At 75.8% G+C, this 24,548-nt stretch carries 9 protein-coding genes and 2 pseudogenes; 6 read left to right on the forward strand and 5 right to left on the reverse strand.

Going from position 1 to position 24,548, the window contains the following annotated elements:
- Positions 1 to 324 precede the first annotated feature (324 nt).
- From ABZY91_RS35180 to ABZY91_RS35195, 4 genes and pseudogenes are all read right to left on the reverse strand, one after another.
- Positions 325 to 777 (reverse strand): annotated as a pseudogene (locus tag ABZY91_RS35180) (SRPBCC family protein); the annotation flags it as partial.
- A 190-nt stretch (positions 778 to 967) separates the two neighbouring features.
- Entirely contained in the window at positions 968 to 2,422 is a 1,455-nt protein-coding gene (lysA, locus tag ABZY91_RS35185; RefSeq protein WP_355407460.1) for a diaminopimelate decarboxylase, read from the reverse strand.
- 70 nt (positions 2,423 to 2,492) lie between these two features.
- Positions 2,493 to 2,759, reverse strand: coding sequence for a hypothetical protein (locus ABZY91_RS35190; RefSeq protein WP_355407462.1), 267 nt, complete (start codon positions 2,757 to 2,759; stop codon positions 2,493 to 2,495).
- 168 nt (positions 2,760 to 2,927) lie between these two features.
- Positions 2,928 to 3,488, reverse strand: a complete 561-nt coding sequence (locus tag ABZY91_RS35195) for an NUDIX domain-containing protein (protein WP_355407464.1) — start codon at positions 3,486 to 3,488, stop codon at positions 2,928 to 2,930.
- Positions 3,489 to 3,920: 432 nt separating this feature from the next.
- Here ABZY91_RS35195 and ABZY91_RS35200 point away from each other — a divergent pair, with 432 nt between their 5' ends.
- Both ABZY91_RS35200 and ABZY91_RS35205 read left to right on the forward strand, forming a co-directional pair.
- Positions 3,921 to 6,722, forward strand: a complete 2,802-nt coding sequence (locus ABZY91_RS35200) for a hypothetical protein (protein ID WP_355407466.1) — start codon at positions 3,921 to 3,923, stop codon at positions 6,720 to 6,722.
- Positions 6,723 to 7,830: 1,108 nt separating this feature from the next.
- Entirely contained in the window at positions 7,831 to 8,823 is a 993-nt protein-coding gene (locus tag ABZY91_RS35205; protein WP_355407468.1) for a LuxR C-terminal-related transcriptional regulator, read from the forward strand.
- Positions 8,824 to 8,988: 165 nt separating this feature from the next.
- On the opposite strand, the gene ABZY91_RS35210 is transcribed toward ABZY91_RS35205, so the two are convergent.
- The gene (locus ABZY91_RS35210; RefSeq protein WP_329881444.1) at positions 8,989 to 9,594 is read right to left on the reverse strand and encodes a response regulator transcription factor; all 606 of its coding nucleotides are present in this window, start codon (positions 9,592 to 9,594) and stop codon (positions 8,989 to 8,991) included.
- 745 nt (positions 9,595 to 10,339) lie between these two features.
- Between ABZY91_RS35210 and ABZY91_RS35215 the strand changes: the two genes are divergently transcribed.
- The 4 genes and pseudogenes from ABZY91_RS35215 to ABZY91_RS35230 all read left to right on the forward strand — a co-directional run.
- On the forward strand, positions 10,340 to 16,684 hold the full coding sequence (locus ABZY91_RS35215; protein ID WP_355407470.1) for a type I polyketide synthase: 6,345 nt from the start codon (positions 10,340 to 10,342) through the stop codon (positions 16,682 to 16,684).
- A 5-nt stretch (positions 16,685 to 16,689) separates the two neighbouring features.
- Positions 16,690 to 21,633 carry a beta-ketoacyl synthase N-terminal-like domain-containing protein gene (locus ABZY91_RS35220; protein ID WP_355407472.1) on the forward strand — a complete coding sequence of 1,648 codons (4,944 nt, stop codon included), beginning with the start codon at positions 16,690 to 16,692 and terminating at the stop codon, positions 21,631 to 21,633.
- A complete protein-coding gene (locus ABZY91_RS35225) occupies positions 21,630 to 24,464 on the forward strand; it encodes a type I polyketide synthase (protein WP_355407474.1) in 2,835 nt (944 codons plus the stop codon). Before ABZY91_RS35220 ends, ABZY91_RS35225 begins: the two co-directional genes overlap by 4 nt.
- Positions 24,455 to 24,548, forward strand: a pseudogene (locus tag ABZY91_RS35230) (ABC transporter ATP-binding protein); the annotation flags it as partial. The gene ABZY91_RS35225 and the pseudogene ABZY91_RS35230, both read left to right, overlap by 10 nt.

Consider the following 24,548-nt stretch of genomic DNA (forward strand, 5'->3'; position numbering starts at 1 on the left):
CGGGGGCCCGGGGCGGGCCCCCCCCCCCCCGCGCGGGGGCCGCCCCCAAACGCGCCCCCCCCCCCGCGCCCGGGGGGGCGGGGGCCCCCCCCCCCGGGGGCCCCCCGTCCGCCCTTGGAAACGTGGTCGTGCGGGCGCGGGTGTCCTGACGCCGCGGCGTCAGCCCCGGCGGGGGTCGTCCCGGCCGTCGGGCGCGGGCGGTGCGCCCTCGCCGGTCATCCGGGCCTGAGGCGTCTCCCGCACGGGCGCGTCGCCGGTCCCGCCGACCGGGCCGCCACCGGCGGCCGGGGTGTCCGCGCCGCCGACCGGGCCGCCGCTGCCGTCCGGCGCCAGCCGGCCGCGCCAGCCGCCGGTCTCCCGACCCTGCTCCTCGATGAAGCCCTTGAAGCGCTTCAGGTCGCCCTTGACCTGCCGGTCCAGGACGCCGAGCATCGCGCCGGCCTTCTCGGCCATGCCGTGCGGCTCGAACTCCATGGCCAGACTCACCGTGGTGTGCGAGTCGTCGATGCGGTGGAACGTCACGACGCCCATCTGCTGGACGTCACCGCCCACCGTGCGCCATGCGATCCGCTCGTCGGGGAGCTGGTCGACGATCTCGGTGTCGAACTCTCGGCGGGCGCCTGCGACCTTCGTCGTCCAGTGGCAGTGCCGGTCGTCCGTCTGGCGGACCTCCTCGACTCCGTCCATGAAGCGCGGGAACTCCTCGAACTGCGTCCACTGGTTGTAGGCGTTGTGCAGCGGGACGTCCACGTCGATGGACTCCTTCACGGTGCTCACAACAGTCTCCTTCCGAATCGAGCGGCACAGCAGTTCCGTACCGTCGGAGCGCCTGCCCGCTGATCGGGCTGGTAATCAGACGAATCCGATGTCGCCCGACCGGACCGGCCCAGGAGGCGACGGCAGCGGGCCGCTCCCGCCCGGGAGACGGGGGGTCCCGGGACGGCGGCGGAGGCACGCGGCCCGCAGGTCAGCGGCCCACCTCACGGGCCCGGAAGTCCTCGACCGTCTCCCGGCGGATCAGCAGGCGGGCCCGGCCGTCACGGACGGCGGCGACGGCCGGGCGGCCGACCAGGTTGTAGCCGGAGGCCATCGAGAGCTGGTACGCGCCGGCCGCCGGGACGGCCAGCAGGTCACCGGCGCGCAGGTCGGCGGGCAGCCGGGCGTCCCGGACCAGGACGTCGCCCGCCTCGCAGTGCCGACCGACCACGTCGGCCCGGGCCGGCGGGGCGTCGGAGGGCCGGCCCACCAGCCGGACGGTGTAGGGCGAGCCGTAGAGCGAGGGCCGCGGGTTGTCGCTCATGCCGCCGTCGACGGCGGCGAAGACCCGGCCGTCGGCGGTGTGCTTCACCGACAGCACGCGGTAGACCGCCACCCCGGCCGGCCCGACGATCGCGCGGCCCGGCTCGACCACCAGACGCGGCACGGCGAGGCCGGACTCGGCGCAGCGGGCGGCCAGCCGGGCGGTCACCCGGTCGGCGAAGTCCGCGGGGTCGAGCTCGTCGTCCCCCGGCAGGTACCGGATGCCGTGGCCGCCGCCGAGGTCCAGCTCGGGCAGTTCGACGCCGTGGCGGGCCCGTACCCCGGCCAGGAACCGCACGACGGTGTCCACGGCGGCGAGGTAGGGCTCGACCTCGGTGATCTGGGAACCCAGGTGGCAGTGGAGGCCGGCGAGGTCGAGGCCGGGCTGGGCCAGCACCCGGGCGACGGCGTCGGCCGCGTCGCCGCCGTCGATCGGGAAGCCGAACTTCTGGCCGCCCACGCCCGTGCGCACGGCCTCGTGATGACCGGCGGCGATCCCGGGGACCACGCGGACCAGCACCCGCTGCGGGGTGTCCGCCGCCACCAGGGCCGCCAGCCGGGAGATCTCCGAGGGCCCGTCGATGACGATCCGGCCGACCCGGAGGCGGCGGGCGAGCCTCAGCTCCTCCGGGGTCTTGGCGTTGCCGTGCAGCACGATCCGCCGGGCCGGGAAGCCCGCCGCGACCGCCAGCCGGAGCTCACCGGCCGAGCAGACGTCCAGCCCGAGCCCCTCCTCGGAGACCCAGTCGGCCATCGCGCTGCACAGGAAGGCCTTGGCCGCATAGAGCACGTCGGCCTGCGGCAGGGCCTGCCGGAAGGCGCGGGCACGGGCACGCACCTCGGCCTCGTCCAGGACGTAGAGGGGGGTGCCGAAGCGGTCGGCGGCCTCGGCCAGGGACACGCCCCCGACCGTCAGGTCCCCGCCGCGTCCCGGGCGCGCCGAGGCCGGCCAGGGTCCGGCGCCGACCGCTTCGGCCGCTCCCGTCCGGCCGACCGCCGAGGGGCCGGAGGGTCGGACGGGAGCGGCGGCCGGAGCGGCGCCGGGCGCGGGGAGGGCCGCGAGCGGGACCGCGAACGGGGCGGTGGCAGGGGCGGTGAACGGGGCGGTGACCTGCTTCGTCATGGCGTACGGCTCCTGCTGTCAGGGTCTCGGGGTGCGGCGGGGCGGGCCTCGCGGGGGGCTGCGGACGGCGTCAGTCGACGTACCACATGGCGATCCGGCAGTGCGCCGCACGCCCGCGCGGCCGCCGGTCGGCGTCCACGGCCTCGTCCGCGCCCGGACCCGTCGTCGGCCCCGCGCCCGTGTCTGCGCCCTCCCCCTCGCCCTCGCCCTCGCCCCGGACCGGGCGGATCTCACGGGCCGGAGCCCGGTCGGCACGGCGCGCCGGGACGTTCCGGCCGGTCCCGTACGGCGGCCTCGCGACGGTGACGGCGGTGGCGACGGCCTGGATCTCGCTCATGGGGGGCGTCCTTCCGGTGGGGTCGCGGGCACCGGTCGGGGGCCCGCAGTTCCAGTGGAGACCCGCCGCGGGCCGGGCGCCGCCCCCTTGACGCACGGTCTACGCCCACCGGCCCGTCCTTGACGCCTTCCTGACGCCCGACGGCGCGGACGGGTGCGCCGCCGCCGGTCAGGGGCGCGGGGTGCGGAGCGCGGCGACCCGTTCGTCGCCCGGTGCCGCCCAGGTGAAGCGGTCGTGCTCGTCGCTGAGGGCGACCGGCTGCCCGGCGGGGACCCGGGCGGTGAAGACGTGCCGGCGCGCACGGAGGCCGTGGACGGTCGTGAAGTCGACGGCCCCGGCGTATCCCGTGAACTCGGCACCGGCGATGCCCGTCTCCTCGGCGAGTTCGCGCCGGGCGCCGTCCTCGACGTCCTCGCCCTCGTCGACGCTGCCGCCGGGGATCTCCCAGATCCCGGCCGGGATCTCGTCCGGGGAGCGGCGGACGAGCAGGATCCGTCCCTCCGGGTCGGTGACGATCACGCCGACGACGGGGTACAGGATCCCCGCGTCGGGGGCGTCGGCCCGGTCCGCGGCGCGCCGCTCGGTGCCGGTGTGTCGCTGGGTTTCGGTCCCGGCCCGCTCCTCCGGCGTCACCGATTCCGCGCCGGTCTCCGCCGGTCGGGCCCAGGGCTCGGGCCCGTCGAGGTCCGCTGCGTCGGGACGCTCGCCCGTGTGCCGTCGCCGTGCCATGTGCGCCGCCGTCCCCCGTCGGTTCGCCTTCGCCGATCATGCCGGATCCGCGCGCGGGGCGGTAGTGGCTGCCCGCAGGGCCGTGGGCAGGTGCGGGGACGTACCGGAGGCACCGCACGGGGGTGCGCCGGGGTGCGCGGTGGGGTCGGACGCGGACCAGGGCCGGGCGCCGAGGCCGCCGCCCGGGCCCGGCGTCCGGCGTCCGGCGTCCTCGCGCGACGTACCGGACGCCCGATGCCCGATGCCCGAAGGTGCAGCCGCGCCCGTGCGGGGAATTCAGACCTGCCTACCCCTTCACGCACACACCTTCCGTTCCCGGACCGCGTCTGAAAAGATCGTCCGCTATCCGGTGACCGCTGTGCCGTGCGCCCCTGCCGGACGGGGCCGCCGCCGTCGAAACGTGGCCGCCCGGCGGCGCCCCGTGGAGGAGATGTGACCACCAAGGCCGGCGCCACCGCGCCCGTCCCGACCGACGCCCACCGGCCCGCGCCCTGGGTCCGCACCCGGCTGCGCTCGGCCCCCGTCGCCTCCCTGCTCACGGCCGTGCTCACGCTCCTCACCGTCTTCCTCGCGGTGGCCCTCCCGCGCGCCGCCGACCGGGGCGCGGACGGCGCGCTGCGGCAGTTCGTCCTGGACCGCGGCGTCAACGGGACCACCCTGCAGGCCGGCGTCGCTCCGCGGCCCGGCGAGGACGGCGCCCGACTCGACGCCCTGCGCGACCGGTTGGTCGAACAGATCACCCCGAACCTCCCGCTCACCCGGGACGGCGAGAACTACGGCACCCGCGCCCGGATCGACCGGCCGATGCTGAACGAGGGGTACGACCGCCCGCACGGCGACGCCCCCGTGCTCTCCGTGCTCTACCTGCACGGCCTGGCCGAACACGCGACCCTGACCGAGGGCGTCTGGCCCGGCCCCTCGGCACCGGGCGAGCCCCTGCCCGTCGTCCTCAGCCGGGCCGCCGCCGAGACCGTCCACGCCGGGATCGGCGACCTCGTCGACAACGGCGGCCCGGCCCGCGCCCGGATCGTCGGGCTCTACCGCGCCGACGACCCCGACGACCGTTTCTGGGAGGTCCTCACCTGCCCGGAACGCGCCTGCCTGAAGATCCGGGAGGACGGCAGCATCCGGTGGGTGACCAGCGGGTTCACCGGTGGCGAGAACCTGTCCGCGCTGGCCGCCTGGGGCGAGGGCGGGGAGAACTTCTGGCGCCTGCCCATCGACCCCCACGCCCTGCGCGCGGACCGGCTCGCCGAGACGCGCTCCGCGCTCGCCTCGTACCTGTCCGGGCCCGGCTCCCTCAAGGTCGCCGAGGTGACCGACCGGCCCGAGCTCCAGTTCAGCACCTTCCTGACCGAGGTCCTCGCCGGCGCCACCACCCGGTACGAGGCCGCCGCCCCGCTCGCGGCGATCGGCCCGGCCGGCGTCGCGGGCGTCGCCACCGTGGTGCTCTGCCTGGCCGCAGCCCTCGCCGCCGACCGGCGCGCCGCCGAGATCCGGCTGCTCCGGGCCCGCGGTGGTTCACGCCCGGGCATCCTGCTGCGGCTGCTGGGCGAGGGCGCGGTGACCGTCCTGCCCGCCGCCGCCGTCGCCACCGCACTCGCGCTGACGCTGCTGCCCACCCCCCGGTGGGGCGCGGCCGTACTCGCGGCCGTGACCGCCACCCTGCTCGCGGTCCTGGCCTTCCCGGTCCGGGCCGTCCTCCCCCTGGGCCGGGCCCGCACCGCCGCCGGTGGGAACGGCCGGCGGCGGATCGTCGGCGAACTCGCCGTCCTGGCCGTCACCGTCGCGGCCGTGGTCGAGGTCCGCCGGCGCGGCCTCGCCCCCGGTACCGGCACCGACCCGCTGCTGGTGACCGCGCCCCTGCTGCTCGCGCTCACCGGCGGCCTGCTGCTGGCCCGCGTCCAACCGCTCGTGGCCGGCCGGCTGGCCCTGCTCGCCCGGCACGGCCGCGGTCTGACCGGCTTCCTCGGCCTCGCCCGGGCCACCCGCGACGCCTCGGGCCGCCACCGGCCGGCGGTGCTGGCACCTCTCGCCCTGCTGCTGGCCGTCAGCACCGCCGGTTTCGGAACCACCGTGCTCGCCACCCTCGACGGCGTCCGGCTGCAGGCGGCCCGGACGGCCGTGGGCGGTGATGCCGCGGTGTCCGTCCCGCTCGACGCCACCCTCCCGGCGGCGTTCACCTCGGCCGCCTCGGCCATGCCCGGCGTGCGGGCCTCGACCGCGGTCCGGGTCGAGGGGCAGACCTACGTCCTGCGCTCCGGCCGGACGGCCCTCCAGGTCACCCTGGTGGTGGCCGAGCCCGCCGCGTACGCCGAGATCGCCCGGACGACCGGCGCCGGCACCTTCGACCCCGCCGTGCTGGCCGGCCCGCACGGCGGCCCCGACACCCCGGTGCCCGCGCTGGTCAGCACGGGCCTCGCCGGGGAACTGTCCGACGGCCCGCAGCGGTTGCGCGTCCCCGGCGGCGAACTGCTCACCGGCGTCGTGGGTCGCGTCGACGCCACTCCCGCGATCCCGGACGCCGTCCGCGCGTTCGTCGTCGTGCCCGCGGGACCCTCCGTCGCACGGGTTCCCGCGCTCGCGGGGGCCACCAGCTGGCTCGCCGCCGGCGACATCGACCCGGGCCGGCTCAGGTCCCTGGTCATGGAGCGCGGCCTCACCGAGGTGACCGGCGTGGCCGGGCTCCTGCGCGAGGAGGCCCGGGCCGTCAGCGAGGACCCGGACAAGGTGCCCGCCGGGTACACGGTGCGCACCAGCGGCGAGGTGGACGCCGAACTCGCCGCCGACCCGCTCCAGCGCTCCGCCGCGCGGCTGTTCCGGTCCGCGGTCGCCGCCGGGGCCGGATTCGCGCTGCTCGCCGTCCTGCTGACGCTGCTGCGGGCGTCCCCCGACCGCGCGGGGCTGCTCGCCCGGCTGCGCACCATGGGTCTGCGCCCCCGCCAGGGGCTGGCGCTGATCATCACCGAGACGATCCCGCAGACCCTGGCGGCGGCGGTGTGCGGCGGGGTGGTCGCGGCGGCGGCGGTCGGACTCCTCGGCCCGGCGTTCGACCTGTCGCTGCTGGTCGGCTCCGAGGCCCGCGGCTCGCTCACCCCGCTCCTGATGCCGGTGCTGCTGCCCACCGCGGGCCTGGCCCTGCTGATCTGTGCGGGGGTGGTCCTGGAGGCGTTCGTGTCCGGCCGGCGTCAGATCGCCACCGAGCTGAGGGCGGGAGACCGGCCGGCCGCGTGAGCGTGGCGCTGCCCGAAGGGATCACGGCGACCACCACGTCACGAACGAACAAAAAGGCCGCCTTCGCAATCTCTGCGAAAACGGCCCACACCCTGCATTGACGCTGAACAACAGGATTTGTCACCTGCGCCCCCCGGCATCTCGGTAATCCCGTCATCTCCCGGCCGAACGGCTGGGCTGGGATTTCGCGATCACGAGTCGCAGAATCAGGGCTCCTGCTCCACCAGTCTGCACATGATCCTCCTCGCGATTGCGTCCTGCCGGTAAGTTCTCCGGCACCTTCCAGGTTACTCCGGAAAAGCGCGCATTCGGTCCTGCCAGGTGCCCGAATTCCGTCGTACGGGCTCGCGGCCACGACGGATCGTCCGACCGGGCCGCCCGGAACAGGCACAGGCCGGGCGGCCGACAGCCCCGGAATCCGGCCCGGTTCGGGTGTCGCGAGACGGGAGACGATGCGGCGCCGAGACATGGAGGACGCCGGTGACGCGCTCGTGGATCCGCGTGGAGCACGGCGGGGAAACCGGTCGCGGCAGAGGACCGCCGCAGGGCGCCGGGGTGTCCGTGACGGAATTCGCGCGGGCCGGCGCCGAGACGCCGTGGTGGACCGCTCGGAGGGATTCGGTGGGCGTGCTCCGAAAAGTGCCGCATCCGGCACGGGAGTTCGCAGACGACGGATCGATCTCGTCCGGCGGCGCCCACCACCCCCGGCGACCGCCCGCGAAGCGGCCGGACCGGTCACCGGAGGCGTCCCACCGTGAAGGGCGTCCGCAGGCCGCGGGTGAGTCCGAGGGCGGTGCACCGGCGGCAGCGGCAGGCCCGGGCGCGGGAGGATGCGACCGCCTCGACCCCCGCACTCGCCGAGTGCATGCGAACAACACCCTGTTGATTCCGGCGCCGCCCCCCGGGGACCGCCACTGACCTGGGGCCCCTCCCGACGGGCGGCCTTTCTGTCGCCCGTCGCACGACCGGTACCGCGTCCGCGCCCCCTTGACCGGCGGTCAAGTGGTTCAAGTAATGTCGCCAGCCGGGGCCAGGCGCTCCGGATTTCTTTCGTGCTCAACCACGCGTCCCCGCTCATGATCCGTATCTACGGCTGGAGTACACGGCGATGACCGCGGCAACCGAGATCGGCGCTCGCTTCGCGTACCGCGTCTACCACTCACTTCTCCGCACCGAGAACGGCGGCATATGCCACGAAGAAATTGCCGATAACCTCGGCCTCGAACTCGACCAGGTCCACGAAGCCGTGGAGTGGCTGACCGGGAACGGCCTCCTCGACCGGGACTCGACCACCCCGGTCGCCACCCCGCAGAGCGTCCTGAGACGCCTGTTCGCCGATCAGCAGGAACGCATCACCGAACTCACCCGCACCAACGACCTGATCGCCGACCTGACGAACGGGTTCCTGACCATGCCGGCGTCCGAGCGGGAGGGCCTGGCGGTCGAGGTCATCGCGTCCAGGGACCAACTGCGCCGAAGACTGGGGGACCTGCACGCGTCCAGCAGGTACGAGGTGTCGCTGATGCTGCCGACGCTGACCGAACAGGAGTCCCTGGAACTCTGCCTCCGCGAGGACGTCGAGCTGCTCAGACGGGGAGTCCGCTACCGGCTCATCGCGCCGTCCTCGGCCCTCGACAGCCCGGCCGCCACCGCGTACGTGAGTGCACTCCAGGAGTCCGGCGCCGAGATCAGGACCGCCGAGTCGCTGCCGCTGCGCCTGGTCATCCTCGACCAGGAGAAGGTCGCCACCCAGTCGCACCTCGAAGGGCTGCGCCGGAACGTGGTGATCAACGGCGGCCTGCTGGCCCAGATCTTCACCCGGGTCTTCGAGCACAGCTGGTCCACCGCCGCACCGTACACCCGCCGGCGCAGGACCACCGGTTCGGCGCCGGTCCTCACCGACACCCACAGGCTGGTGCTGCGCATGATGGCCGCCGGGGCCACCGACAAGTCCATCGCCCGTCATCTCGGGTACTCCGACCGGACGGTGCGGCGTTTCGTCGCCGACATCCTCCGCGTTCTGGAGACGGACAACAGACTCACGGGCATGGTGCGGGCCACCCGGCTCGGACTTCTCGAACAGGAAGCAATGGCACCGTGAAATCCGGGTGGCTCCCCGCTTCCGGCCGCGGCAGTCGCCATTCGTCGGAAACTCCCGTTCCGGAAAGTTCCCTTCCGGAAATCCTCCTTCCGGAAAAAGCCGTTCCGGAAAAGTCCGGCCCCGGGAGGGGCGTTCCGGAGACGGACGTTCCGGAGACGAACGCCCTCAGAGCAGTCCCCGTTCGAAGGCGATCCGCGCGGCGTCGAACCGATTCCTCCCGTCGAGCTTCCTCATCGCGCACGAGGTGAGGTTGCGAACCGTTCCCGTCGCCAGATAGAGCTCGCGGGCCACCTCCTTCACCGAGGCGCCCGTCGCGGTGAGCCGGAGTATCTCGCGCTCGCGGTTGCTCAGGACCTGATCGGCGACCGGCGCCCGGGGGGACGGCTGCGCGGACGCGGTCGCCCGGCCGCCCGCGGCGGCGGCCCGGATGGCGTCGACCAGGCGGGGGATCCTCGTCTGCTTCGGGATGACCCCGAGGACCCCCGCCGACACGGCACGGTCCACCAGAGCCCTGGTGGGCCGTGCCGTCATGATGACGACCCGGCAGTCGGGCAGCCGCTTGCCCAGCTCCCGCACCAGACGGAAGCCGCCCTGCGCGGTGCCCATCCCCAGCACGGCCACGTCGGGCCGCCGGCGCACCGCCATCGGGACGATCAGCGAGCTCCTGCTCACCGCGCCGACGACCTCGAAGTCGGACACGGCCGCGAGCACCTCGGCGATCGCCTCCAGGGGAAGCAGGTGCTCGTCGGCTATCAACACACGGATGGTCATCACTAGGTCCCCCCTGGGATCCCGTGAACGGAACTCATGGTGATCGATCCGGTCCGCGCCCAGTGTGTGGCCGGTCCTCCGGCCCCGTCGACGGATCCGGACGTCCGCGAGCGGACATGTCCTCAGCAGGACCGGCGGATCCGGGGCCTGCCTGCTGGACCTTTGCGGGTCTACGCGTGTCACTGGTGACCCTTCAACGTATCCCGGCTCCCCCGCCGACCCGACCTCCCCGGCGCATGGACGTGACAAGTGTCAGTAAAAGCAGGTCAAAGCCTTGTCCGCCGCAACCGGCCCGGACCACCATGCGCACTGGTGATCGACGGCCGTCGCGGTGTGCGTCCGCGCCGACGCCGGTCCGCCGTCCGCCCCGTGACCCCTCACCGCCGTCCGCATCGCCCCGCACGGGTACGCCGGCCCCCCGGCGTCCGCCCCCCAGGCACCGCACGACCGGCCCGACCGGGCCGCCTCTCCCCGCACGCGACGACCCTCACCCGCCGCACGCGCTCCGGGCCTCACCCGCCCGGGCCGGGCGACCTCACCGTACCCGGCCCGTCCCCGGCCCATCGCCCCCGGAGCGAGCCGACACGTGCCCGTCCGGACACCCGTCCGACGGACGCCTCCGTGCCCACGCACCCCGCTCGCCCATGCACCCCGCTCGCCCACGCACCTGCCCGCCCGCGCACCTGCCGCCCGGGGAGCCGGCTCCCGACCGAGCCGGCTCACCACGGATGCCGAGGAAGAGGACATGCACGCAGATCACGTGGTCCAGGACCCGACCCAGGCCCTGGCCGTCATCGGCATGGCAGGACGGTTCCCGGGAGCCCCGGACGTCGAGAGCTTCTGGCGCCTGCTGCTGGAAGAGGGCGACGCCATCCGCCCCGTCCCCGCCACCCGCTGGGACGCCACCGCGCAACTCGACCCGCAGCGGGAGATCCAGGCCGTCGGCGGATTCCTCGACGACGTCGACCGGTTCGACGCCACCTTCTTCGGGATCTCCCCCCGGGAGGCCGAGATGCTCGACCCCCAGCAGCGGCTGATGCTGGAGGCCGCGTGGCGGGCCCTGGAGGATGCCGGGACACCCGCCCGCACGCTGGCCGGCACCCGGACCGGCGTCTACGTGGGCGCGGGGTGGCACGACTACGAGCACGTCGGCCGGAAGAGCGGCAGCGGCGTCACCCAGCACACCGCCCCCGGCTACGCGCTCGACATGATCGCCGCCCGGGTCTCCTACTTCCTCGGGCTCACCGGGCCCAGCCTGGTCGTCGAGACCGGATGCTCCTCCGCGCTCGTGGCGGCGCACCTCGCCGCCCAGGCGCTCCGCGCCGGCGAGGTCGACGCCGCGATCGTGGGCGGCGTCGCCCTGATGCTCGATCCGACCGCGTCGATCGGCCTCACCCACTTCGGCGGGCTGTCGCCGGACGGCCGCTGCAAGGCCTTCGGCGCCGGGGCGAACGGCTTCGTGCGCGGCGAGGGCGTCGGCGCCCTGTACGTGAAGACCGTCGCCCGCGCGCTGGCGGACGGCGACCGGATCCACGGTGTCATCGCGGGCACCGCCGTGAACAACGACGGGGGCGGGCAGAGCGTCGTCTCGCCGAGCCCGGGGGGTCAGGAGCAGCTGCTCCGCGACGCCTACCGGCACTGGGGCATCCCGGCCGACCGGGTGGCGTACCTGGAGGCGCACGGCACCGGCACCGCACTCGGCGACCCCATCGAGGCCGGTGCGGCCGGCCGGGTCCTGGGGCAGGCCCGCAGCGCGGACGCGGGCCCGCTGCCCATCGGATCGGTGAAGACCAACATCGGCCACCTGGAGGCCGCCGCCGGCATCCCGGGGCTGTTCAAGGCCCTGCTCTCGCTCCGGCACGGGGTCGTGCCGCCGAGCCTGCACTCCGCCGAGCTCAACCCCGAGATCGCGTTCGACGAACTCAACCTGCGGGTCGTCCGGGAGCCCCTGCCGCTGCCGGCCCGGGACCAGGCCTTCATCGGGGTGAGCAGCTTCGGGTGGGGCGGCACCAACGCCCACGTGGTGCTGACCCGGGCGCCCGCCCCCGCACCCACCCCCGAGCACCCCGCGCCCTCGTCAGCCTCCTCCGCTTCCTCCCCCGGGCCGGGCGCACCGGTCCTGCTGCCGCTTTCGGCACACTCGGAACCGGCGCTGGCGCAGCGGGCCCGGGACCTTCGGGACGCGCTGGCCTCCGGCGCCCACCCGCTCCCGGCGCTCGCCGGCACGCTGGCCTGGCAGCGCGACCAGCTCCCGGTCCGGGCGGCCTTCACCGCCTCGGACGCCGCCGAGGCCGTCGCGCAGCTGGACCGGCTCGCCGCCGACCCCGGCTCCCCCGGGCCCGAGGTGTTCACCGGGCGCGCCGCGGACCGGGGCCGCACCGCCTTCGTCTTCCCCGGGCAGGGCTCGCAGTGGCACGGCATGGGCCGTGAACTCCTGGCGTCCGACCCGGTGTTCGCCGCGGTGATCCACCGCTGCGCCGAGGCCCTGGAGCCGTACGTCGACTGGGACCTGGTGCGGGTCGTGTCGGGCGAGGCCGGCGAGGAGTGGCTGTCGCGGATCGACATGCTGCAGCCGACCCTGTGGGCGGTCTCCCTGGGTCTGTGCGAGGTGTGGCGGGCGGCGGGCGTCGTCCCGGACGTGGTGATCGGCCACAGCCAGGGGGAGGTGACCGCGGCCACGGCGGCGGGCATCCTGTCGTACGAGGACGGCGCGATGGTGGTGGCCCGCCGCAGCGCCATCGCCCGGCGCACCTCGGGCCGGGGCCGGATGCTGGCGGTGGACCTCGACCTCGACGCCGCCAAGGCCGCGCTGTCCGGGTTCGAGGAGGGCGTGTCCCTCGCCGTGAACAACGGGCCCAACAGCTGCGTGCTCTCCGGGGACACCGAACTGGTCCTGGCGCTCCAGGAGTTGCTGGAGGCGGAGGGGACGTTCTGCCGCCTGGTCAACGTGGACTACGCCTCGCACAGCCCGCAGATGGACGAGCTGGAGGACGACCTGCTGGCGGCCCTGCGGACGGTGCGTCCGGGCCCGGGCGACGTCGAGCTGATGTCGACGGTGCGGGTGGCCTCGGTGGAGGGCCCCGAGCTGGACGCCCGGTACTGGATGGACAACCTGCGCCGGCCGGTGATGTTCGCCGACGCGATGGAGCGCCTCTTCGACACCGGTGTCACCCACGTCGTGGAGATCAGCCCGCACCCGGTGCTCGCCCCGTCCCTGGAACAGCTGGCGGCGCAGCGTCCGGTCCCGCCGCAGGTGCTGTCGACCCTGCGGCGCGACCGGAGCTCGTCGGAGCTGGTCCGGGAGGCGCTGGCCCGGGCCTATGTCAGCGGTCTCGAACCGTTCCACGGGCTGCCGCGGGACGCCTGGGCGCCGGTGCCGCCGTATCCGTGGCAGCGCACCTCCCACTGGGTGGAGACGGTCCGGCGACGCACGGCTCACGGCGCCGGGGACGACCTGGTGCTGATCCCCTCGACGGCCGAGCAGGGCGCCTGGAACGGGACGCTGGAGCTGGCCCCGGCGGACATCCCCTGGGTGCGCGACCACCGGGTGTACGACGCGGTGGTGCTGCCCGGCACGGGGATGCTGGAGCTGGCGCTGCGGACGGCGCTGGCGCGGACCGGCGGCCCGCACCGCACGCTCGCGGACGTCTCCTTCCACAGCGATCTGACGCTCACCGAGGAACCGGTGACGGTCGGTCTGGGCTGGCGGGACGACCTCACGGGCGGCGGCAGCTTCACCCTCTCCTCGCTGGAGGCGGGCGCGCACGGCTGGGTGCGGCACGCCACGGCACGGGTGCTGGCGGACGACACGGCCACGGGCGTGCCGGCCTTCCCCGGGCAGCTGCTGGGCCTGGCCGCCGTGCCGGCCGCGGAGTTCTACGCGGACTGCGCGGCGCGGGGGCTGAACTACGGTCCCGCGTTCCAGGGCGTGGTGGAGCTGCGCGGTGGCGCGGAGGAGAGCCTGGCGGAGGTCCGGCTGCCGGACGGCTGCCTGGCCGGCGGCCACCCGCACCGGCTCCACCCGGCGCTGTGGGACGGCGCGCTCCAGGCCTCCGTCCCGCTCTACCCGGGCGAGGAGGCGGCCGTCCCGGTCGGGGTGCACCGCGTCCACCTGCACCAGGACCTGGCCGGGCCGGTCACCGCGCTGTGGTCGCACGCGGTGCGGCGCGACCGGAGCAGGGTCGACCTGTTCCTGTTCGACGCGGACCGCCGGCCGCTGATGACGCTGGAGGGGCTCCGGATGCAGACCCTCGCGGCGACGGCCGACCCGTCCGTCGCGGACGCCGACCGGGTGCACCGGCTGGAGTACCGGCCGGAGGCCCGCGCGGACGCGGAGGGCGGCGGGGCCGCCGGGTTCACCGGCCGCTGGGCGGTCTGCACGGTCGGCGCACCCGGTGACCCGGCGGCCGGGGAGCTGGTCGGGGCCCTGGGTGCGCGGGGCGGCGGCGCCGTGGTCCGCACGGTCGCCGGCGAGGAGGCCGCGCGGACCGAGGCGTGGGCGCAGGAGCTGGGCTCGGTCGAGGAGTTGGGCGGGGTGGTCTTCCTGGCCCCGCGCGCCGACGCCGGACCGCGGGCCCGGCGCGAGGGCCTGGCGGCGCTGGCCGCGCTGGTCCGGGCCTGCACGTCCCGCCCGCTGGTCCCCCGGCTGGCCGTGGTCACGGCCGACGCGCAGCCCGTGCCGGCGGTGGCCGGTGACTGCGACCCCGGGGCGGCCCTCTACTGGGGCTTCGGCCGGGTGCTCCGCCGTGAGCACCCCGAGCTGCGGTCCGTGCTCGTCGACGTCGGGTCCGCGGACGGCGGCTGGTCGGCGGACTGCGCCGCGGAGCTGCTCGCGGCCGAGGGCGCGGACCAGGTGGTGCTGCGCGGTGGGGAGCGGCTGGTCGGCCGGCTGGTGCGGGGAGCGGGTACGCCGGAGGACGCCGGGCAGGACCCGGCGCGGCCGGCCTGGCGCTCCGTGGAGCAGCAGCCCTTCCGGCTCGCGCCCTCTCACCAGGGCACCTGGGACGGGCTGGCGTTCCGCCCGCTGGAGCGGCGCGCGCCCGGCCCCGGGGAGGTCGAGATCGCGGTCAGCGCGGCCGCGCTGAACTTCATCGACGTGATGAAGGTGATGGGCACCTACCCCGACCCGACGGCCGACGCCCGGCTGCTCGGCCTGGACGGTGTGGGCGTGGTCACCCGGACGGGCGAGGGGGTGTCGCGCTTCGCCCCCGGCGACCGGGTCGTCGCGTGCACCGCCGGCGGGTCGCTCGCCTCGCACCAGACGGTGCGGGCCGATCACGCCCACCCGGTGCCGGAGTCGATGGACGACGCCACCGCGGCGGCGATCCCGGCGGTGACCATCACCGCCTGGTACGGGCTGCGGCACCTCGCCGGGCTGGCCCCCGGCGAGACGGTGCTGATCCACTCGGCGGCCGGGGGTCTGGGTCTGGCGGCGATCGAGGTGGCCCGGCTGCTCGGGGCCGAGGTCGTCGCGACGGCGGGCAGCGAGGAGAAGCGCCGCCGGCTCCGGGAGCTCGGCATCCGGCACGTCTTCGACTCCCGGGACCTCTCCTGGGCGGAGGAGGTGCGCGCGGCCACCGACGGACGCGGCGTGGACGTCGTCCTCAACTCGCTGACCGGCGCGGCGATTCCGCTGGGCCTGGAGGTCCTGGCGGAGGGCGGGCGCTTCGTCGAGGTGGGCAAGCAGGACATCTACGGCGGGCGCACGCTGAGCCTCGGCGCGTTCCGCAAGGGCATCGGTCTGGCCTCGCTGGACCTCGCCGGTGTGATCGCCCGCCGTCCCGCGCTGTTCACCCGGCTGTTCGCCGAGGTGTGGGAGCGGGTCGGCGCGGGCGAGCTGGGGGCGGTCCCGCTGCTGCGGTACACCTTCGCGCAGGCCCCCGAGGCGCTGCGCGAGATGTCACGCGGCAACCACGTCGGCAAGTTCGTGCTGTCGGACCCCGCCACGGTCACCTCGGTGGCTCCGGAACCGCTGCGGGACGGCCGTTTCCGGGGCGACGGCACCTATCTGCTCACCGGTGGCCTCGGCGCCCTCGGCCTGTCGCTGGCGGAGTTCCTGGCGGAGCGCGGAGCGGGCCGGCTGGCGCTGGTCGGGCGCTCGGCCCCGTCGGCCGAGGCGGTGGCGCGGATCGAGGCCGTCCGGGCGCGCGGCGTGGAGGTGGAGACCTTCCTGGCCGACGTCGCCGACCCGGAGGCGGTGCGCCGGGTCCGGGCGCAGCTGCCGCCGCTCCGCGGGGTGGTGCACGCGGCGGGTCTGCTGGACGACGCCACCGTCCAGAACCTGACGCCGGAGCAGCTGCGGCGGGTGCTGGCGCCCAAGGTGGACGGCGCGCTCAACCTGGACGCGGCCACCGAGGGCGACCCGCTGGACTTCTTCCTGCTGTTCTCGTCGGCGGCGGCGCTGTTCGGCAACGCCGGGCAGGCGGCCTACGCGGCGGGCAACGCCTTCATGGACGCGCTCGCGGTGGCCCGGCGCCGGCGCGGACTCCCCGCGCTGAGCGTGCAGTGGGGCCCGTTCACCGATGTCGGTCTGGCCGCCCGGGAGGACAACCGGGGTGCCCGGCTGGCGGAACGCGGGATGGCCGGTTTCACCACCGGGGAGGCGTGGCGGGCCCTGGAGGGGTTCCTCGGCGGGGACGAGCAGGTCGTCGCGTACGTGCCGATCGACCTGCGGCAGTACCTGGAGGCGTACCCGGACACCGCGACCCTGGAGAGCTGGGGCGCACTGCGGGAGCTGGCCCGGCACGGGAGCACCACGACGGCCGGTGCGGCCTTCCTCGCCGAGCTGCGGTCCGTCCCGCAGGACCGGTGGCAGGAACTCCTGGAGGCCAAGGTGCAGGAACTGGCCGGCCGGGTGCTGCGGCTGGACGCCGGGGCGATCGACCGGGACACGCCGTTCAAGTCGCTCGGGCTGGATTCGCTGATGGGGCTCGAACTGCGCAACCGGCTGGAGGCGGCGTTCGGGCTGCGGCTGTCGCCGACCCTGCTGTGGACGTACGGCACCGCCCGGACGCTCTCCACGGTGCTGGTCGAGCGGCTGCTCGGTGACCCGGTGGCCGGCGAGGACGCCGCCACGGACGGCGAGGGCTGAGGGCCGTGGAGGCACAGCGCGAGATCACCGCGGCCGCGCCCACGCCGCTGACGAGGGCGCTCGACACCGTCCGGAAGCTGCGGGCGCAGCTCGACGCCGCGAACGGCACCGGCCCGCTGGCCGTCGTCGGGATCGGCCTGCGGCTCCCGGGCGGCATCGCCGACCTGGACGGGTACTGGAGCGCGCTGGCGGCGGGCCGCGACCTGGTGCGTCCGCTGCCCGAAGGGCGGCGCGGGCCGTTCGCCGCCGAGTGGGAGCGGCTGCCCCACGTGGGCGGTTTCCTGGCCGAGGTCATGGACTTCGACGCGGAGTTCTTCGGGATGAGCGCCGAGGAGGCCCGCGGGGTCGACCCGCAGCAGCGGCTGCTGCTGGAGGTCGCCTGGGAGGCTTTGGAGAACGCCGCGCTCCCCCCGGACCGGCTGGACGCCGCCCGGACCGGGCTGTTCGTCGGCATCACCGGTCAGGAGTACTGGGACTGGAACCGGGGCGAGCCGGACACCCACTGGGCCGCCGGCAACGGCCACTGCTTCACGGTGGGCCGGCTGGCGTACGCGCTGGGGCTGGCCGGTCCGGCGGTCACGGTGGACACGGCCTGCTCCTCGTCCCTGGTCTCGGTCCACCTGGCGCGGCAGGCGCTGGCCCGCCGGGAGTGTGACGTGGCGCTGGCCGGCGGGGTGAACCTGGTGCTCTCGCCGCGCGCGACCCGGCTGCACCGGCTGGCGGGCACGCTGTCCCCGGACGGGCGGTGCAGCCCCTTCGACGCCCGGGCGAACGGCTTCACCCGGGGCGAGGGCTGCGGCGTGCTGGTCCTGAAGCGGCTGGAGGACGCGCGGCGCGACGGTGACCGGGTGCACGCCGTGATCCACGGTTCGGCGGTGAACCAGACCGGTCGTTCGACGGGCTTCACCGCTCCCAACGTGCTGTCGGAGGCCGCGCTGATCGGGACGGCGCTGGCGGACGCCGGGCTCGCCCCCGCCGACATCGGCCTGGTGGAGGCGCACGGCACCGGCACCCCGCTCGGGGACACCATCGAGATGGAGGCGATCGCCGCCGCGCTGGGCCGCCGCAACGGCGGGGCCGAGCTGGTGGTCGGCTCGGTCAAGGCGAACCTGGGCCACCCGGAGTCCGCCGCCGGGGTCGTCGCGCTGGTCAAGGCGGTGCTGTGCCTGCAACGGCGCGCGGTGCCGCCGCTGGTGCACTTCGCCACGCTGAACCCGCTGATCGACCTCGACGGCACCGGCATCACCCTGCCGACCGCGCTGCGGCCGTGGCCGGAGCGCGGTGGCCGCCACGCCGCGGTCAGTGCCTTCGGGATGGGCGGGACCAACGCCCATGTCGTCCTCGGCGCGGCCGAGGACACGGCCGAGGACACGGCCGGGAACACGGCCGGTAACACGGCCGGGGGCAAGGCCGGGAGCGCAGGCGGGAGCGCAGGCGGGAACGCGGGCGGCGGCCCGGCCGGTGCTGCGGGCGCGGCGGTGCCGGTCCGGGGCTTCGTGGTCTCGGCGCGGACGCCGGAGGCGGTGCGCGCCCTGGCTGCCGGGTTCCACCGGAGCCTCGCGGCGCTGCCGGACGACGGCCACTACCCGGCGTTCGCGTACACGGTGGGTGCCGGTCGTGCACGGCACCGCTGGCAGGCGCGGGTCACCGCACCCGACCGGGCGTCCGCGCTGCGGGCGCTCCACGGGCTCGCCGAGGGCGGGTCGCCGCCCGGCGTGGTCCTCGCCGAGCGGGACCCGGGCCGGGACGACGCGGACGGCGCGGACGACGGCTCCCGGGCCCTGCCCCGGGCCGTCGTCGACCTCCCGAACTACCCCTGGCAGCGGCGGCGTCACGCACCCGAGCCGGCGGACGGGCCCCTCCCGGCCACCGGGCCGGTCCCCGCCGGGTCCGCCGTCGGCGGGGCCGCCGCAGGGGCGACGGCCACCGACCCGGCGACCGCCCCGGCGGCCGGGCGGGAGCGGCCGGCCGGCCCTCCCCTCGTCACCCTGGAGTGGGCACGGCGGGACGACGCCGCCGGCGCTCCGCCCTCCGGCCCGCCCGGCCGATGGCTGCTGTTCGCCGACGGCACGGGGGTCGGCGAGGCGCTGCGCGCCGAGATCACCGCCCGCGGCGGCAGCTGCGTGACCGTCACCCCCGGGCGGCACCACCACCTGGTGGACCCGCTCCACCACGAGATCGACCCGCTGCGCCCGGAGAATCTCACCGCGCTGCTGAAGGAGGTGCGCGCCGCCGGGGACGAGCCCTTGACCGGGCTGGTGTACGCCTGGGGCCTGGACACCGCCGGCGGCCCGCCCCCGGGCGGCCCCGGACCGTTCCCGCCGTCGGAGGAACGGGAGGGCGTCGCCCTCCCGGCCCTGCGGCTGATCGAGGAGCTCGCCCGTGACGGCCTGCCGGGCGGCCCGCGCGTCGCGCTGCTGACCCGGGGCGCCCAGCGGGTGGTCGAGGGTGACCCGGCTCCCGCGCCCGCCCGGGCACTGCTGACGGGACCGGCCGTGGCGTCCGCCGCCGCGCTCGGCGGCCTCCGCCCCGTCGTCGTCGACCTCGACCCGGAGCCGACCCGGGACGACGCCGCCCGGCTGCTCGACCTGCTGCTCGACCTGTTGATCCGCCCCGGTGACGAGCCGTGGACCGCCCTGCGCGGCCCGGCCCGCCACTCCCCCGTCCCGGTCCCGCACGTCACCCCGGACGGAACCGAAGCGGCTTGGCCGCGGCGGCCGTTCGACCCTCGGCGCGATCCCAACCACCGGATCCTGGCCGTGCGGCCCGGCATCCTGGAGAGCCTGACGCCGACCCGGTGGGAACGGGCCGCGCCGGGGCCGGGCCAGGTCGAGATCGAGGTCACGGCGGCCGGGCTCAACTTCAGCGACGTCCTCAAGGCGATGGGCGCCTACCCGGGCGCCACCGGGACGGTCCCGCTGGGTGTCGAGTGCGCCGGCCGGATCAGCGCGGTGGGCGAGGGCGTCGACCGCTTCCGGGTCGGCGACCCGGTGATGGCGGTGGTCCCGTCCGCGCTCGCGGCGTACACCACCACCGAGGCGCACCTGGTGGCGCCGCGACCGGCGGCGCTCGATGACGAGCAGGCGGCGGCCACCCCGGTCGCCTTCCTGACCGCCGTGTACGGGCTCTGCCACCTGGCCCGGCTGCGGGCGGGCGAGAAGGTACTGATCCACTCGGCGTCCGGGGGCGTGGGCCTGGCCGCGCTGGCGGTGGCCCGCCGGTGCGGCGCGGAGGTCCTCGCCACGGCCGGGACCGAGGAGAAGCGGCGGTTCCTGCGCGACCTGGGCGTGGCGCGGGTGATGGACTCCCGGTCACTGGCCTTCGCCGACGAGATCACCGGGTTCACCGACGGCCGCGGCGTCGACGTGGTGCTCAACTCGCTGACCGGCGAGGCACTGCGGCGCAGCCTGGCCCTGCTGGCGCCGGGCGGGAGGTTCGTGGAGCTCGGCAAGCGCGACATCCACGACGACAGTCCGGTCGGCCTCGGCTTCCTCAAGCGGAACCGCTCGCTGTTCGCCGTCGACCTGGAGCACACCTTCCACGAGCAGCCGGCGCTGCTCGCCGAACTGTTCGACGAGGTGGTGCGGGGCTTCGACAGCGGGCAGTTCGAGCCGCTCCCGGTCACGGTCCACCCGTTCTCCGAGGCCCGGGAGGTCTTCGCCCGGATGGCCCGGGCCCGGCACACCGGGAAGCTGGTGCTCCGGCCGGACGAGGCACCGGAGATCGCGGTGCCCCCGGCCCGGACCGTCCGGGCGGAGGCGTCGTACCTGGTCACCGGTGGGGCGTCGGCCGCGGCCCTGGAGGCCGCCCGGCAGCTCGCCGACCGGGGTGCCCGCCGCATCGTGCTGGTCGGGGCGCCTTCCCCCGGCGGGGACGGCGAGCCGGACGCCCGGGCCTCGGCCGGTGCCGCGGGGGCGGCCGGGGTGCTGGCCGAACTGCGGTCCCGGGGCGTCGAGATCGCACGGCCGGTCGTGGACCTGTCCCGCGCCGAGGAGGTGGCCGACCTCCTGGCCGGGCTGGACGCCTCGGGGCCGCCACTGGCCGGTGTCGTCCACACCGGGGACACCCCGGACGACGGCACGGACGGCGGCACGGACGACGGCGGTGCGGACGGCACGGCGGACGGCCCGCACGACGGCACGGTGCCGGCGGCCGAGGCGCTCCTGCGCTCCACCGCGGCCCGGGCCGCCGGCGCGTGGCAGCTCCATCTGGCCACCGCCACCAGGGAACTGGACTTCTTCGTGCTGTGCTCCCCCACCGCCCCGCCCGGCCGGGAGGCCGCGGTCGGCGCCTTCCTGGACGCCCTGGCCGCACACCGCCGGGCCCTCGGACTGCCCGCCCTGAGCGTCGACCGCGAGGGCGTCGCCGCCCTCGGCCGGCTGCTGGGCAGCCGGGCCGTGGTGGCCCGGGTCCGGCCCGACGGCGACGCACCGGCCCCGGACGACGCCGACGCGATCCGCCGGCACCTGCTGGCGGTCGAGCCGGGCCGGCGCCGCCGGGCCCTGCTGGCCGGGCACTGCCGGGACGTCGCCGCCCGGGTGCTCGGGGAGCAGGGGTCCGCCCCGGACGCCGCCGCGATCGACGGCACGACGCCGCTGGCCGGCCTCGGCTTCGACTCGCTGCGCACCCTGGAGCTGCGCTCGCGGCTGGAGCTCTCGCTCGGGGTCGCGCTGCCGTCGACGCTCGGCTGGCAGTACCCCACGCTCGACGCGCTGGTGCCCTTCCTCGCCGAGCGGATGGGCATCCCGCTGGAGGCCGCCTCGGCGGCACCGCCACCGGTCCGGGAGCCCGGGAACACCCCGGCCGCCACGACGGGGCCCCGTCCGGGTCCGGACCCGGCGCTCGATCTCGACGAGCTCTCGGAGCGCGAGCTCGAAGCGCTCCTCCTCGCCAGGACCGAGCAGTTCGACGCCAGTGCCGATCCGATCGAGCGGGGGCAGGGACGATGACCACACGGGACGAGACCGGCCGGGACGGGACCACGCGGGACGGCGGGTCCGCGTCGATGACGGCGATGAAACGCGCCTATCTGACGATGGAGCGGATGCAGCACCGGATCGACGCCTACGAGCAGGCCCGGTCCGAGCCGATCGCCGTCGTGGGCGTGGGCTGCCGGTTCCCCGGCGGGGTGACCGACACCGATGCGTACTGGGAGCTGCTGAGCGGCGGCACCGACGCGATCGGCGAGGTGCCGGCCGACCGCTGGGACGTGGACGCGTTCTACGACCCGGAGCCGCGCCGCCCTGGGCGGACCAGTACCCGCTGGGGCGGCTTCCTGGACCGCATCGACCGCTTCGACCACGAGTTCTTCGGCATCTCCCGGCGCGAGGCGGTGTCCATGGACCCGCAGCAGCGGCTGGTGCTGGAGGTCGCCTGGGAGGCCCTGGAGGACGCCGGGCAGGCCCCGCACGCGCTGGCCGGCAGCCGGACCGGGGTATTCCTGGGGATCTGCAGCAACGACTACGCCGGCCTGCTCTTCCGGGAGCCGGAGGACATCACGGCCCACGCCAGCACGGGCATCGCGCACAGCATCGCCAGCGGCCGCCTGTCCTACCTGCTGGACCTGCGCGGGCCGAGCGTCTCGGTGGACACCGCCTGCTCCTCGTCGCTGGTCGCCGTGCACCAGGCGTGCCAGAACCTGCGGCTCGGCGAGTGCGACCTGGCGATCAGCGGCGGGGTGAACGCGGTGCTGTCGCCCGAGGCGGCCATCTCCTTCTCGCAGTTCCCCGAGATGCTGGCCGACGACGGCCGCTGCAAGACCTTCGACGCGGCCGCGAACGGCTTCGTCCGCAGCGAGGGCTGCGGCGTGGTGGTGCTCAAGCGGCTGTCGGACGCGCTGCGGGACGAGGACCGGGTGCTCGCGGTGATCCGCGGCTCCGCGGTCAACCAGGACGGACGCAGCTCGGGCCTGACCGCGCCCAACGGAGCCGCGCAGCGCGACCTGTTCCGCCGCGCGCTGGCGGCCGGCGGGGTCGATCCGCAGCGGCTCGGCTACATCGAGACCCACGGCGCCGGCACCAAGCTGGGCGACCCGATCGAGGTGGCGGCGCTGGCCGAGGTCTACGGCCGCACGGAGGGCGCGCCGCTCTACCTGGGCGCGGTGAAGACCAACCTCGGCCACCTGGAGGCGGCGGCCGGGATCGCCGGGCTGATCAAGGCCGCGCTCTGCCTCGACCGCGGCCTGATCCCGCCCAACCTGCACTTCGGCGAGCTCAACCCGCACATCTCCTTCGACGGGACCACCTTCGCCGTGCCGACCGTCCTCACCCCGTGGCCGACCGGGGAGGGGACGCCGCGGCTGGCGGGCGTGAGCAGCTTCGGGTTCAGCGGCACCAACGCGCACCTGATCCTGGAACAGGCCCCGGAGCGCCCGGCGCCCGGACCTGACCGGCGGCGCCCCCTCTCGGTGCTGGCCCTGTCCGCGAAGAGCGGGAGCTCCCTGCTCAAGCTGGCCCGGCGCTACCAGGACCGGCTGGCGACGGCGGAGCCGGAGGCTGCGGCCGACCTGTGCTTCTCCGCCAACACCGGGCGCTCGCACTTCCCGCACCGGCTCGCCGCCGTCGGGGCCTCGCCCCGGGAGATCGCGGACCGGCTCGCGGACTTCGTGCGGGACGACCCCGCGGAGGGTCTGGTGCCGGGCCCGGCCGGGGGCGCCGGCGCCGCGACCGGTGACACGGTCTTCCTCTTCACCGGCCAGGGCCCACAGCGGGCCGGCATGGCACGGCAGTTGTACGAGACGCAGCCGTCCTTCCGGCGGACCCTCGACCGCTGTGACGAGATCCTGCGGGACGTCCTGCCGGTGCCGTTGCTCGCCGTCCTCCACCCCGAGCGGCCCGGGCCGCCCGCCGAGTCCGACCTGATCAACACCATGGAGTACGCCCAGCCCGGCCTCTTCGCCGTGGAGTACGCCCTGGCGGAGCTCTGGCGCTCGTGGGGGGTGGAGCCGGCCGCCGTCATCGGCCACAGCCTCGGCGAGTACACCGCCGCCTGCTTCGCGGGCGCGATGTCCCTGGAGGACGGCCTGCGGCTGGTCGCCGAGCGCGGCCGGCTGCTCCAGCGGCTCGCCGGGTCGGGCGCCATGGCGGCCGTCTCCGCCCCGGTCGAGGAGGTCGCCGAGGAGCTCGCCCGGTACGACGCAGCCCTGATCTCGGTCGCCGCCGTCAACGGCCCGGCCAACACCACGGTCTCCGGCGTGCGGGAGGTGGTCGACGCGGTCTGCGGGACGTTCACCGCCCGCGGCGCGGAGGTCAAGCGGCTGCGCATCTCCACCTCGTCGCACTCCCCGCTGGTCGACCCGGTCCTGGAACCGCTGCGCAAGGCCCTGGACGAGGTCTCCTTCGGCGCGCCCCGGATCCCGCTGCTGTCCAACCTGACCGGCCGGCTGTGGCCGTGGGACGAAGCCCTGGACACCGGCTACTGGCTCCGTCACGCCCGGCAGCCGGTGCTCTTCGCCGACGGGGTCCGGGCCCTGTACGACCTGGGGTACCGCACCTTCCTGGAGATCGGTCCGGCGCCGACCCTGCTGGGCCTGGTGCGCGAGGTCCTCACCGGCGACGACGTGCGGACGCTGCCCAGCCTGCGGCCCTCGTACGACGACTGGGAGGTCCTCCTCGGCAGCCTCGGGCGGCTGTACGCCGACGGCGCCGAGGTCGACTGGGCCGGCTTCGACCGTGACTACGCCCGCTCCCGGGCGCCGTTGCCGCACTATCCCTTCGCCGCCACCCGCTGCTGGCACGAGCCGGGCGGCGGCGGGGCGCCGGTGACCGACTGCCCGACCTGATCATCGCCGACGAGCCGACCGGCCAGCTGGACTCGGAGACCGGCCGCGCGATCATGCAGCTGCTGCGCGCGGTGGTGCGCAGTG

The sequence above is a fragment of the Kitasatospora sp. NPDC002965 genome (assembly GCF_040611255.1).
Taxonomy (GTDB): domain Bacteria; phylum Actinomycetota; class Actinomycetes; order Streptomycetales; family Streptomycetaceae; genus Kitasatospora.

Coding starts and splice junctions, on each gene's coding strand:
- ABZY91_RS35210 (WP_329881444.1), bottom strand. CDS start 9,594: ATGACCATCCGTGTGTTGATAGCCGACGAGCACCTGCTTCCCCTGGAG.
- ABZY91_RS35190 (WP_355407462.1), bottom strand. CDS start 2,759: ATGAGCGAGATCCAGGCCGTCGCCACCGCCGTCACCGTCGCGAGGCCG.
- ABZY91_RS35215 (WP_355407470.1), top strand. CDS start 10,340: ATGCACGCAGATCACGTGGTCCAGGACCCGACCCAGGCCCTGGCCGTC.
- lysA (WP_355407460.1), bottom strand. CDS start 2,422: ATGACGAAGCAGGTCACCGCCCCGTTCACCGCCCCTGCCACCGCCCCG.
- ABZY91_RS35205 (WP_355407468.1), top strand. CDS start 7,831: ATGACCGCGGCAACCGAGATCGGCGCTCGCTTCGCGTACCGCGTCTAC.
- ABZY91_RS35225 (WP_355407474.1), top strand. CDS start 21,630: ATGACCACACGGGACGAGACCGGCCGGGACGGGACCACGCGGGACGGC.
- ABZY91_RS35195 (WP_355407464.1), bottom strand. CDS start 3,488: ATGGCACGGCGACGGCACACGGGCGAGCGTCCCGACGCAGCGGACCTC.